We start from the raw sequence: 18,896 nt of genomic DNA, 5'->3' as shown, positions 1-18,896 counted from the left end.
AACTACTTAACCAATTTTTGGATCAACGGCTAAACTTGGACTCATTGTACTAGACATATAAATACTCTTTACATAAGTTCCTTTAGCTGCAGTTGGCTTAAGTTTTATTAATGTTTGTAATAATTCATTTGCATTACCTGCAATTTTATCAGCACTGAAAGATGCTTTACCAATAGATGCGTGTACAATACCTGTTTTATCAACTTTAAAGTCAATTTTACCAGCTTTCACATCGCTAACAGCTTTTGCAACATCCATAGTTACTGTACCTGTTTTTGGGTTTGGCATTAAACCACGAGGACCTAACACACGTCCTAAAGGACCTAATTTACCCATTACACTTGGCATAGTAATAATTACATCTACGTCAGTCCAACCACCCTTAATTTTATCAAGGTACTCGTCTAAACCAACATAATCTGCACCAGCTTCTTTAGCTTCTGCTTCTTTGTCTGGTGTTACTAATGCTAATACTTTCACGTCTTTACCAGTACCATGAGGTAATGTTACAACCCCTCTAACCATTTGATTAGCTTTACGAGGATCTACACCTAAACGTACGGCTAAATCTACAGACGCATCAAACTTGGTATTGGTAATTTCTTTCACTAATGAAGAAGCTTCATCAATAGAATACAGTTTTCCTTTTTCTATTTTTGCTAAAGCCTCCTTTTGTTTTCTTGTTAATCTTGCCATTTTAAAAATTTTTTAGATTAATTAGGGGCTTGGCCTCCTTTTACAGTTATACCCATAGATCTTGCAGTTCCGGCTACCATTGTCATGGCAGACTCAACAGTAAATGCATTTAAATCTTGCATTTTATCTTCAGCTATGGTTCTAATCTGATCCCAAGAAACTTTAGCTACTTTTTTAATGTGAGGTTCACCTGAACCCTTCTTCACCTTGGCCGCTTCTAATAATTGTACTGCTGCAGGAGGAGTTTTGATTACAAAGTCAAATGACTTGTCTTTGTAAACAGAAATCACAACAGGTAAAACTTTACCTGGTTTATCTTGGGTTCTCGCATTAAACTGCTTACAGAACTCCATGATATTAACTCCAGCGGCACCTAAAGCGGGTCCAACCGGTGGCGACGGATTCGCAGCACCTCCCCTAACTTGTAGTTTAACTACTTTACTTAATTCTTTTGCCATTTTTTATAATTTAGTTTCATACAATTCTTATGATTGGAAGCGTAAGATTGTATTTATATCATGTAACAATTATTATACTTTTTCAACTTGCATATAACTTAATTCCAATGGTGTCTTTCTTCCAAAAATCTTAACCATTACTTCAAGTTTACGCTTTTCTTCATTTATCTTCTCTATAGTTCCGTCAAATCCATTAAACGGCCCATCAATTACTTTAACTGTTTCACCTTTTGTAAATGGTATTGCTACATTTGCATCTGCTTCTAACGACAACTCATCTACTTTACCTAACATTCTGTTTACTTCAGATTGTCTTAATGGCACAGGATCTCCACCTTTAGTTTCTCCTAAAAACCCAATAACATTGGTAACAGATTTTATGATGTGTGGAATTTCTCCAGTTAAATTTGCTTTAATCATGATATAGCCTGGAAAATAAACTTTTTCTTTGTTTATTTTCTTACCATTTCTGATTTGAATAACTTTTTCAGTTGGCACTAAAACCTCATCAACATAATCTCCAAATCCTAAACGGGCAATTTCGTTTTCAATGTAAGTTTTGATCTTGTTTTCTTGACCACTTACAGCTCTAACTACATACCACTTTTTTTCGTTTCCTTCAGACATACAATTTTAGTTTAACCGTTAATCCATTTAAAGTAAAATCCTATGGCTTTGCTGAACACTGTATCTACCCCCCAAATTGCTAACGAGAAAATAATTGAAAACACTGCTACTAACACTGTTAAGCTTTGTGCTTCTGCCCAAGACGGCCAAGTCACATTATTTTTTAACTCTCCAAACGATTCTTTTATATAGTTTACAATTCCAGCCATTATATGTTTAATTTACAATTTTAGAGTATCAAAATGCATTGAGACTCACTGTTTTGTTTTACTTGCACGGGTTGAGAGGCTCGAACTCCCGACACCTGGTTTTGGAGACCAGTGCTCTACCAACTGAGCTAAACCCGTAAATACAAGTCAAGGTATTCCGAAAAACGAAATACCTTAACTTACTATTTATTGAATTTTATTAGTCTAAAATTTCAGTTACCTGACCAGCACCAACTGTTCTACCTCCTTCACGGATAGCGAAACGTAAACCTACGTTCATTGCAATTGGTTGGATTAACTCAACAGTAATAGTTAAGTTGTCACCTGGCATTACCATTTCAACTCCATCAGGAAGTGCAATGTTTCCTGTTACATCAGTTGTACGTACGTAGAACTGTGGACGGTAGTTATTGTGGAATGGCGTGTGACGACCACCTTCTTCTTTTTTCAAGATATAAACCTCTGCCTTAAATTTAGCATGAGGAGTTACAGAACCTGGCTTACAGATTACCATACCTCTAGAGATTTGAGTTTTCTCAATACCTCTTAATAAAATACCTGCATTATCACCAGCTTCACCTCTATCAAGAATTTGACGGAACATTTCGATACCAGTAATAGTAGATGTTAATTTTTCAGCACCCATACCAATAATCTCAACTGGATCACCTGTATTAGCAACACCTGTTTCGATACGACCTGTAGCAACAGTACCACGACCAGTGATAGAGAATACGTCTTCGATTGGCATTAAGAATGGCTTATCCATATCACGAGTTGGTTCTTCAATCCATGAATCACAAGCTTCCATTAATTCTAATACTGTATCAACCCACTTTTGCTCACCGTTAAGCGCTCCTAAAGCTGAACCAGAAATAACAGGTCCGTTATCACCATCGTACTCATAGAAGTTTAATAAATCTCTAACTTCCATGTCTACTAATTCTAATAATTCCTCATCATCAACCATATCCACCTTGTTTAAGAAAACAACGATTCTTGGAATACCAACCTGACGACCTAATAAGATGTGCTCACGAGTTTGTGGCATAGGACCATCAGTTGCAGCAACAACTAAAATAGCGCCATCCATTTGAGCAGCACCAGTTACCATGTTCTTAACGTAATCCGCGTGACCTGGACAGTCAACGTGAGCATAGTGACGATTTGCTGTTTGATATTCTACGTGAGATGTATTAATTGTAATACCTCTTTCTTTCTCTTCTGGAGCGTTATCAATTTGATCGAATGATCTTGCTTCTGAAAAACCTGCATCAGCTAATACTTTAGTAATAGCAGCAGTTAAAGTTGTTTTACCGTGATCTACGTGTCCAATAGTACCAATATTTAAATGTGGTTTTGAACGATCGAAAGTTGCCTTTGCCATGTTTAATTTATTTAATCTTAATTTATATTAGTGTTCAATTTTATTCAATCCTAAAAAAAAGAGCCAATGACGAGATTTGAACTCGTGACCTCTTCCTTACCAAGGAAACGCTCTACCCCTGAGCTACACCGGCTTTTCATTTACGATTGCCGATTATTAGATTTACGATTTGTAAACATTTATCGTAACTCGTAAATTTTTTGAGCGGGAGACCGGGTTCGAACCGGCGACATTCAGCTTGGAAGGCTGACGCTCTACCAACTGAGCTACTCCCGCAATTTCATGTTTTAAGGATTACCTCGTTTTACTTGGTGATCCGTGAAGGTGACCCTTCACTAAAAATTCTTATTGCAGTCTTACAAAAGCAAGCTTTTAACAACTACTATAACAATTTTCGTGGGGAGAGCAGGATTCGAACCTGCGAAGTTAAAAAACAACAGATTTACAGTCTGTCCTCGTTGGCCGCTTGAGTATCTCCCCAATAAAAAATTAGTTTCAGTTTCTTTAAGAACTTGAGCCGATGGAGGGACTCGAACCCACGACCTGCTGATTACAAATCAGCTGCTCTAGCCAGCTGAGCTACATCGGCTTTTACCTTGCTTTTTTAACTAAAAAAAAGCCCGCTATTTCTAACGGACTGCAAATGTATATATTTATTTTCTTATTCAAAACATTTTTTGAAAAATTTTGTCATAAATATGCTCTTAATTTTTCTTTTCGCTTTTTTAGCTGTCTTTCTAATGATGCAACTGCACTATCAGCTCCTTCTTCAAATGTTTTACATTGCTTTTTTACTACAAAAGTATCACCCGGAACACTAACACGTGCTTCGAAGATTTTATTTTCTTTATCACTTGTATTTTCAACTTTTAAATACACATCTGATTGTATGACCTTATCATAAAATAACTCTAACTTATCCATACGCTTTTGAATAAAGGCTATCAATTTTTTATCTGCATTAAAATTGACTGATTGCGTGTTTACTTTCATACTCTTCTATTATTAAGTTAAACATTAGTGTTTTTCGATTTACTTTTTACTTCTAGGGTGCGCATTCATGTAGACTTTTTTTAGCTCTGCTATACTATTGTGTGTATAAACTTGAGTTGCCGCTAAACTAGAATGACCTAATAATTCCTTTACAGTATTTAAATCGGCACCTTGATTAAGTAAATGTGTCGCAAATGAATGTCTTAATATATGCGGACTCTTTTTTACTTTAGAAGATGCCAAACTAAAATAATCATTAATTATTCGGTAAACAAGAGTTTCATAAATTTTAACGCCTTTTTGTGTTAAAAATAATATGTCTTTATCTTGAATATTATCTAACGATTTTCTTACATATATATATGTCTGCAAATTTTTGAGGACTGAATCTAATAACGGAATAATACGTTCTTTGTTGCGCTTACCCAGTACTTTTATCGTTCGGTTTGAAAAATCGATACTGTTTAGTTTTAATTCTACTAATTCAATTCGTCTGATTCCTGTTGAATAAAACAACTCTATAATCACCTTATCTCTTATACCTTTAAATGAATCATCAAAATTCAATTCGTCTAAAACAATAGCCACTTCAGATTCTGAAAACGGAATCTGAACTTTTTTACTTGTCTTTAGCGCCTTATGTTTGGATAAAGGATTGACTTTTATGTCTTCAACCTTTAAGAGAAATTTATAATAAGTGTTTAATGCCGATATTTTCCTGTTAATCGTTCGGTTTGAAATTTCCTTATCCACAAGCGATACAATCCAACTGCGTATAAGCGGATAGGTAACAGCACTCAAATCTGTAGATTGATATTCTTGGTTTAAAAAATTATAAAAATCATTTAAATCTTTTTCGTAAGCTTGAATGGTGAGCTTGGAATAATTTTTCTCCAGCGACAAATAATCTAAAAAGGATTTAAAAGGCATATTTTATAAAGCAGTAGATTTTTATAAAAATACAAAGTTTAAATTACAATTATACTAGAATAAAAAAATCCTGCATAATGCAGGATTTTTTTATTTATTGAGCTTTTATTTAAATCTCTTCTTGATCTCTTAAACTCTGAATGTATTGCGCTTTTTGAATCTGCGCTCTACGTGCTACAGAAGGCTTTGTATATTGCTTGCGTTCTTGCAACTGATTCTTTATTGTTGTTCTAACAAACTTACGCTTGTAACGCTTTAATGCTCTATCTATATTTTCTCCGTCTTTAACTGGTATAATTAACATAGGCTCTAACCTCCTCTCTTTTAGAATTTTCAGGTTGCAAAAATAATAACTAATTTGAATTCTGCAATAGAAATCAAAAAATTATTCCTTATATAATGAGTAGCGTTGTGTTAGGTCTTGAATAAGTTTTTCTTCTTCTTCGCTTTCTAGTAAAGTATTGTAGTTTTTCCAGAAGGCTTTATCGTAAGGTTTTGGAGAGAACATGTCAGCATCCCAAGGTTTGGATAAGGTTTCGCTAACCTGCTCTTGGTCTGTTATGATTTCAGTAAACAAAATTTCTTGAACCGTATAGTAGTATCGTTCTTCTTTATTGACGGCAGATTCATCAACTTCCGTTCTTGGGTCGTCTTCTGCAACACCAACATTAACCAATTTAGGTGTTTCATAATACACATAGTTCAAGTACATTTTATCTTGATACTCTTTATAATTGATTATCAATTTATGGTTTAAATAGGTATCGAACAAAGTTTTACTTCGGCTACGCTGTGCTTTAGAAGCGGCATGTAGTTCATATTCTATACGCTTTATCGCATAGGTATCCCAATAGATATAAATCCAACCCTTTGGCTGATAACCGTCATTAAAAACACCTTTAGTCTCTAAATTTATGTGTTCGAAACTTTCAGAAATTTGTATTTTATAAATTTTCCTATCGTTTTCCACTAATACCGTATCCAAGTTAAACATATGCTTACTTAAAATATCTTCGGGATCAAACAAGGCTTTAGGGTTCACAGAATTTCTAACCATATTTAACTTTCCGTGGAACAGGGTTTCCAACCCGTTAATTCTGTTATCGTTCCATTTTATAGCCTTAACCAATGAAGCTGTTTCAATGGTATCGCGATTTAAATTTCGTGAACGTAGTTTGATTCCTTTATTTCGCAGATATGACGTATAAGTCAACAAACTATCAACATCTCTTAAATCGTAACTCTTACGTACTTGGTCAACATTAATTTTAACAGGCTCTCCAGGTATTGTATCATAACCAGGATCGTACAAGGTAATAGCACTTTCAATAAGCCATTTAAATTCTTTTTTATTGCGCTCTTTATGACGTAAGAATCCTTTTTGAAGATACGATGAGTCTGCCAAATTCTCTGTTAGTTCCTCCAAAGCTCGAAGCACAATATCATTTCCTGTTTTTGGTCTTGTTTCTGCTACCAACAATACTTCGTCTAAAGAAGCCACATCGGGTTCTAGATACACATCAAACGTATTATCAAATTCGTTTACTGGAACCTTATAACTTTTAAAACCAATTGATGAAATAACAAGCGTATCCTTTAGATGCTTATTGGGAACAACAAGTAAAAACTTTCCATCCTCATTAGTAATGGTTCCAATAGTTGTATTTTGAACATACACACTGGCACTTTCTAATGGTAGAAACGATTCAGCATCTAGAACAGAATTTTTAATTTCAGTTTGAGAAAATACATTTGCACAAACAAATAAGGGTAGAATTGCAATTAAATTTCTAATAAAAACAGAATTCATTGTAAGTTTTTAAGTTAAGTAGCAGGCTTATAGTCTTTACCATCAAGTTCTATTTTAGCGATAATCTCACGTAAAATTTCTGAAGTTCCACCTCCTATTGGCCCCAAACGACTATCGCGCAACAATCTTGCCATTGGGTATTCTTCCATATATCCATAACCACCTAAAAATTGCAGGCATTGATAAATAACCTCGTCTGCCATTTTTGTGGATTGTAATTTAGAGACTGTTGCTTCTTTAACTACATAAACACCTTTATTCATGCGATATGCTACCGAATAATTAAACTCCTTACATACTTCCATATAACCGTAGGCATCAGAAAAGGCATGACGTAAAGCTTGGAATTTATTTATGCTTTGACCAAAAGCTTTACGCTCACTCATATATTGTTTTGCATAATCTAGAGCATATTCTGCTCTAGCGTGCGCATTAACTCCCATAATTAAACGTTCAAAAGCAAAATGCTGCATAATGTAATTAAAGCCTTTATTCTCTTCTCCCATTAAATTTGAAGCAGGAATAGTAACATTATCAAAAGCTATTTCAGCAGTATCACTAGCACGCCAACCCAACTTATCCAACTTCGTTGAAGATACACCAGGCGTATCACGATCTATGATAAACATACTTATGCCTTTATTTCCCAATTCTGGATTGGTTTTAGCTGCAACTACCAAATAATCACTATAGACACCATTTGTAATAAAAGTCTTAGAACCATTAATAACATAATTATCACCTTGCTTAACAGCAGTTGTCCGCATACCAGCAACATCACTTCCTCCAAAAGGTTCAGTTACGCAAAGACAGCCTATCATATCTCCTGAAATACTAGCTGATAAATATTTTTGCTTAATAGCTTCGCTACCTTCGGCATTTACATGGGTCATAGCCAAATAAGCATGAGCCCACATATTAGCAGCAAAACCACCAGAGTTTATTTTTTGTAACTCTTCAAGAAAGATGACCGTATAAAATAAATCGAGATTTAAACCGCCATAAGCTTCTGGATAATTGACACCGAAAAATCCCATGTCTCCAAATTTCTTCCAAATGAAGCGTTCTACGGTTCCGTCTTTCTCCCATTTTTCAATATGGGGAACCACTTCTTTTTGTAAGAAATCTTTCAAACTCTGCCTAAACATATTATGTTCTTCTGTGAAGTACATACTATTCATACCTTCTTTTTTTGTGATTAATTGAGCATCAAATATAACTTAATTATATCAATTTTATGAACTGGAAAGTCCTTAACTTTTGTTAATTCATCCAATGATTTAAAACCATCACGCAGGGTTCTTTCCTCCATAATGTTATAGGCAATTTCATAATCTATATACTTAATAGTCACCAATTCATCTTTGCTAGCTGTATTTAAATTTATTTTTTGAATGGTTCGTGGCGTTTTTACGGTAAACGCTTTACCAATATTCTCTATAACGTCAGGCTTTAGCCCGTAAACTTCCTGTAATTCTATATCAGCTGCAAAACCTCCAACTTTAGTTCTATAGTTAATAATGTTTTCTGATAGTTTTTCACCAATACCATATACACGCTGTAACTGACTTGCTGTTACTGTGTTTAAATCTGTTTTTTCATCATAAGTTTTAGGTGTATTCTCATATTGTGTTTTTTGAAAAGCATTTGTTTTAGGCTTTGTCACCCATTCTGGAAATTTAAAATAAGGTGAAATCTCTTCGAGCAATGTATCTGATATTTTGGTTACTTGCTGAAACTCTTGGGCCGAATTGACCCATTGATCTTTTGCTCTAAATTTTAACAATCTATCAATCTCTTGATTAGACATGCCTAAACTGTAGCCCTTGTAGTCTGTAATAAAATTTGGGTTAAAAGGGTAGATTTTCGGTTTACTTTCAGCAATCTTAATCACCTTAAGAGAATCTATTTCACGCTGCCATTTTATAACCTGTTCTGAATCTTGAACATCCGGTTTATTTGATGAAGCGGAATAAAATATCGCTATTTGAAGCAGAATAATACAAATGAACAATAAAAAAATCCCATTCCGTTGTTTTTTGGTAAACGTGAAATGGGATTTCATATATTTTGGTTTTTGTTAATCTTCTATAGCATCGGCTTTAAGCTTGATGGCATCTAGATATCTATTTAATTGTTTTTTCACAACTGGGAACAAGAAGTAAAGACCAACCATATTTGGGAATACCATAGCAAAAATCATCGCATCAGAGAAAGCCCAAATTGATCCCATACTTGCAGCGGCACCAATTACAACAAATACTAAAAATAATAATTTATAAGTTAAATCTGCTGCTTTACCTCTACCAAATAAAAACTTCCAGGATTGTAACCCGTAATAAGACCAAGAAATCATTGTTGATACCGCAAACAATACAACAGCTATTGTTAAAAATACATTAGAATAAGGAATGTATTCTGCAAAAGCTTTAGAAGTGATTCCAGCACCTTCATAACTCATACCATCAATTATCACTACTCCAGCTCCAGTTGCATCTCCATACTCGAAGAAACCTCCAAAGTTGAATATAATAATTACTAAAGCTGTCATCGTACAGATTACAACTGTATCAATAAATGGTTCCAATAAGGCTACTAAACCTTCACTAGCTGAATATTTAGTTCGTACTGCAGAGTGCGCAATTGATGCCGAACCCGCTCCAGCTTCGTTAGAAAACGCCGCTCTTTTAAATCCAACCAGCAAAACACCAATAAAACCACCAACACCAATAGCAGTTGGGTTAAAGGCTTCTTGTACAATTAAACCAATAGCATCATCAATCAAATCAAAGTTACTTAAGATGATATATAAACAACATAGAATATAAAGTACAGCCATAAATGGCACAACTTTTTCGGTTACTGACGCAATTCGCTTGATTCCACCAATAATGATAATACCTACTAAAATGGCCAAAACAACGCCAACAATAGCTCCTGCTGCCGTGCTTTCCCAATTAAACATTTCCTTGATTACTATTGTAGCTTGATTAGATTGCGCAGCATTACCACCACCAAATGATCCTCCAATACAAAACACAGCAAATAATGCGGCAGCTACTTTACCTAGGGTTTTAAAGCCTTTTGCTTTAAGTCCTTTACTTATATAGTACATTGGACCGCCATAAACGGTACCATCTTCACCAACATCTCTATATTGAACACCCAACGTACATTCCACAAACTTGGTTGACATACCTAATAAACCACAAACAATCATCCAAAAGGTTGCTCCTGGCCCACCTAATGCAATAGCTAATGCAACACCAGCAATATTTCCGTTTCCAACAGTTCCAGAAACTGCTGTTGCTAAAGCTTGGAAGTGTGATACCTCTCCATCTGAACTTTCATCGCGAATAGTATCAACAATGTCTCCATCTATAGCTAAATCATCATTAGCAGCTAACTTTTCTTCTACCTTATCAAGATGTTCATCAATATCAACTTTTGTTAAATCTTGACCTTGAGCAATACCATCTTCACCATATAATTCGGCTGCGCCATGTTTTTCAATGTCTTCATATTTTCCTCTAACCGTATTAATGGCTTTTCCGAAATAACGAATATTAGGAAACCCGAAATAAATCGTGAAAAACGCAGCACTACCTACAAGTAATAAAAGAACGAAAGGTGTTCCTGCAATTTCAAAGAAAATAACGTTCGAGAAAAAATCTGAAACCGGCTGAAAGGCTTGGTCAATTTTTTGATCCAATCCCACCTCTTCTTGAGCAAATGTTAAAAAAGGTAATACAAGTGTAAATATTGAAAGAAGATACTTCTTCATAGTAAAATGTTAGTTTAGTTAAATAATAAAGTCAGCAAGATGCTAAAAAAAAATGAGTTTTTAAAACCTGATTTGTTAAAACCCTATAAATGCGCTTTTATATTGTACTCTGTATTAAGCTTGTGAATTTGTTCAGGTCTTCCCAACACAATAATTTTTGATCCTGGCATAAGCTTTTGGTCCGCTTCTGGGTTTACAACATATTCACCATCTCCATTTTTATAGCCAATAACGTTGCAACCTGTTTTTCGTCTTAAATCCAAATCGCGAATGGTCTTTACTGTAGACACATCGTATAGTTTACTAACTTCAACTTCTTCAATGTTAATATTGGCCTTACCTACAATTGACAAATTATCTATAAACTCTATTAAATCTGGGACCACTACCAAGGAAGCCATATGGTCGCCACCTATTTTATCGGGAAGGATGACATTGTTAGCTCCTGCTAACTTGAGTTTTTTGTATGATGTTTCAAGAGAAGCTCGACTAATTATGGTCATTTTGCTATTAATTTGCCTAGCCGAAAGCACGACAAAAAGATTGTCTGCATCTTCTGGTAATGCTGAAATAAGTGTGCTGGCACGATCTATTCCTGCTTGTAATAGCACTTCATCTTCATTGGCATTACCATGAATAAAAGGTACTAACTCATTTTGATGCTTTTCAATAGTCGCTTTATTTTTTTCAATTACCACAAATGGTTTTTTGTACGCAATTAATTTAGTTGCTGCCTGTTTACCATTTCGTCCATAACCACAAATAATGATATGGTTTGATAGGCTGTCAATCTTTTTTTGCATCTTCTTCTGTTTTAATTCATCAATATTATTCTGGCTCAATATATATTCTGTAATAACTTTTAACGCGTACCCCACTATAACAACACTTGTAAGAATTAAAAAAATGGTGAATATTTTTGAAGGATCATCAAGTGGCCTTACCTCTCCAAATCCAACTGTGGTAATGGTTATTACCGTCATGTATAAGGCATTTATCCAATTATAACCTGACAACACCCTAAAACCAATAACACCAATGAGCAACAATAACATCAATAAAATGATGGCCGTATATATTTTAGATCGAAATAAGCGTGTTATTTTGTTACTCATAAATTATAAGTCAAAAACTGATGACCGTTTTGTGTACAATAAATCTTTAATGCGCATCCAAAATGCCAAGAACAAGTATAACGCAAAACCAAAACCTAAAGTTACAAATGTAAGATACACAAACGACGTTCTCACCACTTTAGCCCGAATACCCAAACGGTCTGCAATGCGTTGACACACATAGTATCCATGCCGTTGAAAATATAGTAATGGTCTGTAAATAATGTTCATGCTGCAATGTAATAATTTATTCGCTTAAAAGTGCATTTCCAATAGCACATTGCAAGCATTTATTCTTGTCGCAATACTCTTTTTTAAGCTGAATAAAGGCTTGCGAATGATAGGCTGAATAATTCCCTTGTTTTAATTCTTGAAATTTAGAAACAATACTATTGCTCTCTACTGGAATGTGCTCCATAAGTTGAAGAATTTCTTCTGTTATTTCCTTACCTAAACTCTTGGCGTAAGCAAACTTTATGGGAACAATGGTATTTATAAGCAGTAGATCTACAAATGGTTTGGTAAGGGATTTTTTAGACTTTTTAGAAACTGTACCAAAGTTATAATGTGTTTGCCAGTATGTAGAAACCGTAACTTCAAATGTTTTGTAGAAATCGGTTAAGGTGCTTACATCAAGTATTTGAGAAAACAAATTTTGGTACTTAGAATATAACATAGCAAGTTGGGATAACCTGATAGTAGGGAAATTTGGTGGTCGCAACTTAAAAAACTGAGCGGGTAAGACCGCGGAATTTTCCAAGCCAAACTTATGTTTTATATAGTGGTATCTTTCTAAAAGTTGTTTATAATAGGTGTCCTCTAATACCGAATCTAACAAACCTATTTGTCCAAAAAACAATGCCTCTAAATCCATGGGGTTGGATTGCAACTTTCGAACGATTGAAAAATCAAACGATTGGCTCATGCTTAAAAAGGCTTCGCCATTAATATTGAGACCAAAATTTTTGGCAAGCATATTAAACAAAACGGCTTCCCAATTGTTCTTGGATTTTTGCAATAATTCCTGAATAACAACCGACTTACTTTCTAGGCGTTCAAAATACAAGCGTTCTAACCAGTTTTGCAGAATAAAGCTATCGATATCTGGAAAATCGTTTTCACAATTAATCCATTTGTTGGATTTCAAAAACAGTTTTTGATAATTATCTAAAACAGATTGGCTTATATAGTTTTTAAGTTCAAGTGTTGGAATAACCGAATTATCTTTTCTATAAATATCGGCATCATGCTCCCAAACTACATGTAAAATAACATTATTGTAGTTAGAATCGGTTTCATGATTGTGCACATACCAGTCACTGGATTTAATATGTATTTCTACATTACCTGCCCAAAGCTGGTTACCAATTCTAACTTGTGCATTAAAAAAATCTGGTCCTGCCAGATGATTATGTGTTCCCGATGATTTTACCAATACAGCTATGCCATCAACTGTTTTTAAATTGACTGATTGATATTTTTTTTGCTTCCAGATGTAATGTAAAAAGTCTTCTTGCATATTTAAAACAAGTTACAAAATAAAGCTAAAAACGTTTATGGTTTATTTAAGAGAATAGACACGTGTATTTCGTATTTTTACTAAAAAGCTAATGAAACATGTATATCCTGTATGCTTGCCTGCTCTTAATTATTCAAAATTCTATGATTGTATACGACTTTAATCCTAAAAGCAAAGCTAATGATTGGCTATTAGTAGATGATGTTGTTATGGGCGGACGCTCTGATGGTAATTTTTATATTGACGAAAACGGTCATGGTGTTTTTGAAGGCGAAATATCTTTGGAAAATAATGGTGGTTTTTCATCGGTAAGACATAATTGCGAATCTATACAAGTAAACGGTTATTCCAAAATTCGTTTGCATGTAAAAGGCGACGGCAATACTTACCAATTACGATTAAAAAGCAACCGAAATGATTATTATTCCTATGTAGCCTATTTTCAATCGGACAATAATTGGGGAGCCATTGATATTCCTTTGAAAGCTTTTTATCCTGTTTTTCGAGGTAGAGATTTGGATATGCCTAATTTTAATGGTGAAACTATTGAAGAAATTGGTATTTTAATCGGCAATAAAAAAGCACAAGCCTTTAAATTGGTACTGGATAAAATTGAACTCATTAAATAATGATAAGAAAACATACACCCAAAGACCTTGAAGCTATTCTCAATATTTGGCATCAAGCATCTACACTGGCACATCCGTTTTTAGATGATGCTTTTGTTGAACAAGTTAAAACAGCTATGCGTGATATGTATATACCTGACTCTGAAACTTGGGTTTATGAAGAGTATGGTACTATTCTAGGTTTTATAAGTATGATGGATAATGAAATTGGCGGTTTATTTGTTTTACCAAACCATCATAGCAAAGGTATTGGTTCGCAATTAGTAAACTTCATTAAACCTTCATATAAGAGTTTAGAGGTAGAGGTGTTTGATAAAAACACTATTGGTAGAGCTTTCTATAAGAAATACGGTTTTAAACACATGCATTCCTATTTTCATAAAGAAAGCAGCCAAGATGTCTTGCGTTTAAAATTTGACAATCTCAATTAAAAAATCGAACTTCGTTCCTGACTGGTAAAAGTCTGTAACTCCTGATATTAAAAAACCAGTATTGAGCCTATAGAAATATTTAAATGGATTAAATCATTAAGCTGTAAGTAATATGACCGAATCGATAGTGAAATACCTAATCCTCATAATTATTTGTGTATTTATACAATCTTGTAGTTCTGATTGCAAAAATGTCTATTTTACAGCAAATGATAAAACTTGGTTCAATAATTACAAAGTTGGAAATAAATTGATTTTCAAATCGCAACTCGATGATTTTGACACAATTTTTATTACTAATAAAATTATTAAAGAGCCTAAAGGAGAATGCAACCCATTTGTTTCAAATTTCGACAAAGAATTTGCTCGCATAGATTACAAAATCAAAAAGGACACCTTCAATATAGTTGAGGACTACTTTGTACAAATTAGTGCAAATGAGAAATTGGGAAACTCAAGTCCAGTAATTCGTTTATTGAATTTAGAATATAGTAATTACAATCACTATTTACCGAAAACAAAAACATCTAAATTAAATCCTAACTGGAAAAATGTTTATACATTTAATAAAGATAATTGTCCTTATTTCAATCTTAATGGAAAATATGGAATAACTGAATTTGAATGGGATAAAGAATATGGACTTGTCTCATACACAAACGAAAAAGGAGAGACATGGACTTTAATAAAAAAAGAATAAAACCTATTCGATATACCCCATTTTTTTCATCCAGTCGTTATTAAACATTTTGCCTACATAGCGACTACCATGGTCGTGAAACAATACCACTACCACATCATCTTTTCCAAAATGTTCTTTTAACTGTAATACGCCTTTTATGGCCGCACCCGCCGAGTTGCCCAAAAACATGCCTTCTTCCTTGGCCAATAATTGGGTGTAAACTGCAGCGTCTTTATCGGTTACTTTGGTAAAGCCATCAATAATTGAAAAATCTACGTTTTCCGGTAAAATATCTTCACCAATACCTTCGGTTACGTAAGGATAAATTTCGTTTTCATCAAAAATGCCGGTTTCGTGGTATTTTTTAAACACGCTACCATAGGTATCCACACCCCAAACCTTTACGTTTGGATTCTGCTCTCTTAAATATTTACCAACACCAGAGATGGTACCTCCCGTTCCCACGCCAACTACAAAGTGCGTAACTTTTCCATCGGTCTGTTTCCAGATTTCGGGCCCTGTACTTTCGTAATGTGCTTTTGCATTACTTGGGTTGTCGTATTGGTTGACATACCAAGAATTTGGTGTTTCTTCACCTAGACGTTTTGAAACAGAATAGTAACTTCTAGGGTCGTCTGGCTCAACATCAGTAGGGCAAACAATCACCTCGGCTCCTACAGCCCGAAGTATGTCCATTTTCTCTTTAGATTGCTTATCTGAAATTACAAAAATACATTTGTAGCCCTTTACTATTGCCGCTAAAGCTAAACCCATTCCGGTATTACCCGAAGTACCTTCAATTATGGTTCCGCCTGGTTTTAAGCGACCATCGGCTTCGGCATCTTCAATCATTTTTAAGGCCATTCGATCCTTAACCGAGTTACCTGGATTAAAGGTTTCGTATTTTGCCAAAACCATACATGGTAAGTCTTGAGTAAGTTTATTGATTTTAACCAAAGGAGTATTACCTATGGTTTCTAATATATTTTTTGCGTAATCCATACTTATTTATTTGCGGTGCAAATGTACAGTAAAAGTTAGAAAAGTAAAGAAATGATTCGGTTATTTAAAGTAAGTATCTATTTTGAGATTGCCACGTCGCTCGGTCCTAGCAATGACAAGACTATTCGAAACGCATAGCCTTTACTGGCGATATTTTTGTAATGATGTAAGATGGTAAAAGCAGCATAAGCATGCACATCACAAAGGTTCCTATATTGAGGGCCAGAACATAACCCAAGCTCAAAAACACAGGTGCTTCACTTACGTAATATACATCTGGATTCAAGGGGAATAATTTAAAATATTTTTGGGCCAATAGTATTCCCAAACCGATTAGATTACCCCAAAATAATCCTAAAACAATTAGGTATGATGCGTTGTAAAGAAATATTTTTCGAATACTTAAATTACTACTTCCTAAAGCCTTTAGTATGCCTATCATTTGTGTGCGCTCAAGAATAAGAACCAATAAAGCTGTTATCATATTAATACCAGCAACCAAAATCATGATACCAATAATCCCATAAATGTTTTTATCAAAAATATTTATCCATTCAAAAATAGTATCAAACTTCTGCTCTACAGTAATGGTATTCATATCAGAAGGTGTGTTTTGATATACCTGTTCTTGAATAGATTGCAATTGGGAATAATCATCAACAAACAGTTCAAAATGTCCTACTTGATCTGCATTCCATTTGTTCAGTCGCTGTATATGTTTTAAGTCGGTAATAATATAGGTTTTATCAAAATCTTGAAATCCTGAATTGTAAATGCCCACAATTTTATACGGAATGATACGTGGTGACTTATTAATATCATCACGCATAAAATACGTTTGAATGGTGTCTCCTAATTTCAGATTTAATCTATTAGCTATATATTTTGAAATTAGCACATCCTCATTTCGTTTACCTGAAAAATTGGGCAAACGACCTTCAATCAAGTACTCTTGAAAATAATTCCAGTTATAATCGCCACCTACACCTTTAACAATAACAGCTTCAAAATCGGTTTCGGTTCTAATAATACCAAACTTTGTGGCAACCGCTTGAATATGGCTAACGCCTTCAACTGCTTTAAATTCGGGATAAAAATCTTGTTGTAATGAAATAAAGTTATCACTTTCATGTGAATTGTTGTTACCAAACTTTGAAATCATAATGTGACCATTAAAGGCCACAACCTTATCCCGAATTTTTTGCTGCAAACCAATTCCAGTAGCAATGGCTATAAGCATAACCACCATACCAATGGCAATTGCGGTAATTCCAATTTTTATTATTGGTGCCGAAACGCTACTTTTATACGTTTTACTATCAATTATACGTTTAGCTGTAAAATATTCGAAATTCAAATGATGCAATTAGGTTTTAATAAGGTCAAAAATACCGTTTTTTTATTTGTTTTAGTGTTGATTTCCTGTGGAAACTTTTCTGATTCAAAAAGAGAGATTAACAATAAAGAGATTGCTTCATCGCATGACTCCCTGTCTGCCGACAAGCTGGATAGTAATAACAACAGTATTGTAGTTGGCGCGAACAGAACAGAACTCTATTTACCGCTGTTAAACGACAAAAAAGTTGGTATTGTTGCCAATCAGACTTCAGTTATTTTTAAACGTGAAGATTACACACATCTAGTAGATTCTTTGGTTAGCTTAAACGTGAATTTAAAAAAGGTGTTTTCACCCGAACATGGTTTTCGCGGTACAGCAGATGCAGGCGAATTAGTTAGTGATGGTGTTGACATAAAAACAGGACTGCCTATTGTTTCATTACATGGAAAAAGCAAAAAACCTTCTAAAGAGCAGCTTCAAGATATTGACATTGTAATTTTTGACATTCAGGATGTTGGTGTTCGTTTTTACACCTATATCTCCACCTTACACTATATCATGGAGTCTTGTGCTGAAGCAAATATTCCTTTAATCGTTTTAGATAGACCAAATCCTAATGGCCATTATATTGAAGGTCCCATTTTAGAACCTGAACATAAAAGTTTTTTAGGCATGCACCCTATTCCTTTAGTTCATGGCATGACCATTGGTGAAATGGCGAAAATGATAAATGGTGAAAATTGGTTAAATGAAGGGATAAAATGTGGATTAACCGTGATTCCTATTGAGCATTATACACACGAAACACCTTATAGTTTACCTATTAGACCTTCACCTAATTTACCTAATGATCAATCGATAAAGTTGTATCCAAGTCTTGGGTTGTTTGAAGGGACGAACATAAATGCTGGTCGTGGTACTGAATTTCAATTTCAACGTTATGGAGCACCTTTTCTTAACCCAGAAACCATGACATTTACCTATACACCAGAATCAAATTTTGGAGCCAAATACCCTAAACATAAAGACAAATTGTGTTATGGCGAAGATTTAGCCAAAGAAAAAATTAATGGCATGACTTTAAGGTGGATTATTAAGGCCTATGAAAACTCCATAGATAAATCTAAATTCTTCTTAACCGATGGATTTACCAAGCATGCTGGAAATACAACTCTCCAGAAACAAATTGAAACTGGCTTAACTGAAAAGGAAATAAAACAAACTTGGGATGCTGGTTTAAAAGCCTACGATACCATGAGAAAACCTTATTTGTTATATGAATAAT

General features: G+C 34.3%; 21 protein-coding genes and 5 tRNA genes. 4 read left to right on the top strand and 22 right to left on the bottom strand.

Annotated features, from left to right (window positions below; translation table 11 throughout):
- Positions 1-6: 6 nt before the first annotated feature.
- From rplA to MTX13_RS07925, 20 genes are all read right to left on the bottom strand, one after another.
- Positions 7-696 carry a 50S ribosomal protein L1 gene (rplA, locus tag MTX13_RS08020; RefSeq protein ID WP_250434022.1) on the bottom strand — a complete coding sequence of 230 codons (690 nt, stop codon included), beginning with the start codon at positions 694-696 and terminating at the stop codon, positions 7-9.
- A gap of 17 nt (positions 697-713) precedes the next feature.
- Positions 714-1,154, bottom strand: a complete 441-nt coding sequence (gene rplK / locus MTX13_RS08015; protein ID WP_103051391.1) for a 50S ribosomal protein L11 — start codon at positions 1,152-1,154, stop codon at positions 714-716.
- A 72-nt stretch (positions 1,155-1,226) separates the two neighbouring features.
- On the bottom strand, positions 1,227-1,781 hold the full coding sequence (gene nusG / locus MTX13_RS08010) for a transcription termination/antitermination protein NusG (protein ID WP_250434020.1): 555 nt from the start codon (positions 1,779-1,781) through the stop codon (positions 1,227-1,229).
- Between the two features lie 11 nt (positions 1,782-1,792).
- The gene (gene secE, locus MTX13_RS08005; RefSeq protein ID WP_223033841.1) at positions 1,793-1,990 is read right to left on the bottom strand and encodes a preprotein translocase subunit SecE; all 198 of its coding nucleotides are present in this window, start codon (positions 1,988-1,990) and stop codon (positions 1,793-1,795) included.
- Between the two features lie 65 nt (positions 1,991-2,055).
- A tRNA-Trp gene (locus MTX13_RS08000) sits at positions 2,056-2,128 on the bottom strand.
- 61 nt (positions 2,129-2,189) lie between these two features.
- Positions 2,190-3,377, bottom strand: coding sequence for an elongation factor Tu (gene tuf / locus MTX13_RS07995; RefSeq protein ID WP_250434019.1), 1,188 nt, complete (start codon positions 3,375-3,377; stop codon positions 2,190-2,192).
- 61 nt (positions 3,378-3,438) lie between these two features.
- Positions 3,439-3,510, bottom strand: a tRNA-Thr gene (locus MTX13_RS07990).
- 70 nt (positions 3,511-3,580) lie between these two features.
- Positions 3,581-3,653 (bottom strand) — tRNA-Gly (locus tag MTX13_RS07985).
- 121 nt (positions 3,654-3,774) lie between these two features.
- Positions 3,775-3,857: transfer RNA gene (locus MTX13_RS07980), tRNA-Tyr, on the bottom strand.
- A 35-nt stretch (positions 3,858-3,892) separates the two neighbouring features.
- Positions 3,893-3,966: transfer RNA gene (locus MTX13_RS07975), tRNA-Thr, on the bottom strand.
- A gap of 101 nt (positions 3,967-4,067) precedes the next feature.
- Complete coding sequence (hpf, locus tag MTX13_RS07970) at positions 4,068-4,370, bottom strand: ribosome hibernation-promoting factor, HPF/YfiA family (RefSeq protein ID WP_250434018.1); 303 nt, start codon at positions 4,368-4,370, stop codon at positions 4,068-4,070.
- A 39-nt stretch (positions 4,371-4,409) separates the two neighbouring features.
- On the bottom strand, positions 4,410-5,300 hold the full coding sequence (locus tag MTX13_RS07965; RefSeq protein WP_250434017.1) for a tyrosine-type recombinase/integrase: 891 nt from the start codon (positions 5,298-5,300) through the stop codon (positions 4,410-4,412).
- A 109-nt stretch (positions 5,301-5,409) separates the two neighbouring features.
- A complete protein-coding gene (rpsU, locus tag MTX13_RS07960; RefSeq protein ID WP_223033837.1) occupies positions 5,410-5,604 on the bottom strand; it encodes a 30S ribosomal protein S21 in 195 nt (64 codons plus the stop codon).
- An 81-nt stretch (positions 5,605-5,685) separates the two neighbouring features.
- Complete coding sequence (locus MTX13_RS07955; RefSeq protein ID WP_250434016.1) at positions 5,686-7,110, bottom strand: carboxypeptidase-like regulatory domain-containing protein; 1,425 nt, start codon at positions 7,108-7,110, stop codon at positions 5,686-5,688.
- A 14-nt stretch (positions 7,111-7,124) separates the two neighbouring features.
- Positions 7,125-8,291 (bottom strand): acyl-CoA dehydrogenase family protein, encoded by a 1,167-nt coding sequence (locus tag MTX13_RS07950; protein WP_250434015.1) that lies wholly within the window; start codon positions 8,289-8,291, stop codon positions 7,125-7,127.
- A 17-nt stretch (positions 8,292-8,308) separates the two neighbouring features.
- Complete coding sequence (locus MTX13_RS07945) at positions 8,309-9,175, bottom strand: ComEA family DNA-binding protein (RefSeq protein WP_250434014.1); 867 nt, start codon at positions 9,173-9,175, stop codon at positions 8,309-8,311.
- Positions 9,176-9,190: 15 nt separating this feature from the next.
- On the bottom strand, positions 9,191-10,894 hold the full coding sequence (locus tag MTX13_RS07940; RefSeq protein ID WP_250434013.1) for an alanine/glycine:cation symporter family protein: 1,704 nt from the start codon (positions 10,892-10,894) through the stop codon (positions 9,191-9,193).
- An 83-nt stretch (positions 10,895-10,977) separates the two neighbouring features.
- Entirely contained in the window at positions 10,978-12,009 is a 1,032-nt protein-coding gene (locus tag MTX13_RS07935; protein WP_250434012.1) for a potassium channel family protein, read from the bottom strand.
- A 3-nt stretch (positions 12,010-12,012) separates the two neighbouring features.
- Positions 12,013-12,240: a PspC domain-containing protein gene (locus tag MTX13_RS07930; RefSeq protein WP_223033831.1), complete on the bottom strand. Its 228-nt coding sequence runs from the start codon at positions 12,238-12,240 to the stop codon at positions 12,013-12,015.
- Positions 12,241-12,256: 16 nt separating this feature from the next.
- Entirely contained in the window at positions 12,257-13,528 is a 1,272-nt protein-coding gene (locus MTX13_RS07925; RefSeq protein ID WP_250434010.1) for a DUF2851 family protein, read from the bottom strand.
- 143 nt (positions 13,529-13,671) lie between these two features.
- Between MTX13_RS07925 and MTX13_RS07920 the strand changes: the two genes are divergently transcribed.
- The 3 genes from MTX13_RS07920 (at position 13,672) to MTX13_RS07910 (ending at position 15,288) form a co-directional block, all read left to right on the top strand.
- Complete coding sequence (locus tag MTX13_RS07920; RefSeq protein ID WP_250434008.1) at positions 13,672-14,157, top strand: CIA30 family protein; 486 nt, start codon at positions 13,672-13,674, stop codon at positions 14,155-14,157.
- Positions 14,157-14,588, top strand: coding sequence for an N-acetyltransferase (locus tag MTX13_RS07915; protein ID WP_250434006.1), 432 nt, complete (start codon positions 14,157-14,159; stop codon positions 14,586-14,588). Before MTX13_RS07920 ends, MTX13_RS07915 begins: the two co-directional genes overlap by 1 nt.
- 112 nt (positions 14,589-14,700) lie before the next feature.
- Complete coding sequence (locus MTX13_RS07910; RefSeq protein ID WP_250434004.1) at positions 14,701-15,288, top strand: hypothetical protein; 588 nt, start codon at positions 14,701-14,703, stop codon at positions 15,286-15,288.
- A gap of 3 nt (positions 15,289-15,291) precedes the next feature.
- Here MTX13_RS07910 and MTX13_RS07905 read toward each other — a convergent pair whose 3' ends face one another.
- Together MTX13_RS07905 and MTX13_RS07900 are read right to left on the bottom strand one after the other, a co-directional pair.
- Positions 15,292-16,272, bottom strand: coding sequence for a PLP-dependent cysteine synthase family protein (locus MTX13_RS07905; protein WP_250434002.1), 981 nt, complete (start codon positions 16,270-16,272; stop codon positions 15,292-15,294).
- Between the two features lie 121 nt (positions 16,273-16,393).
- Positions 16,394-17,629, bottom strand: a complete 1,236-nt coding sequence (locus tag MTX13_RS07900) for an ABC transporter permease (RefSeq protein ID WP_250434001.1) — start codon at positions 17,627-17,629, stop codon at positions 16,394-16,396.
- Here MTX13_RS07900 and MTX13_RS07895 point away from each other — a divergent pair, their 5' ends adjacent.
- Positions 17,630-18,895, top strand: coding sequence for an exo-beta-N-acetylmuramidase NamZ family protein (locus MTX13_RS07895; RefSeq protein ID WP_250433999.1), 1,266 nt, complete (start codon positions 17,630-17,632; stop codon positions 18,893-18,895).
- Position 18,896: the final 1 nt, after the last annotated feature.

This window comes from Hanstruepera flava, from assembly GCF_023634025.1.
Lineage (GTDB): Bacteria > Bacteroidota > Bacteroidia > Flavobacteriales > Flavobacteriaceae > Hanstruepera > Hanstruepera flava.
This window is presented reverse-complemented; position numbering and strand designations above follow the sequence as displayed.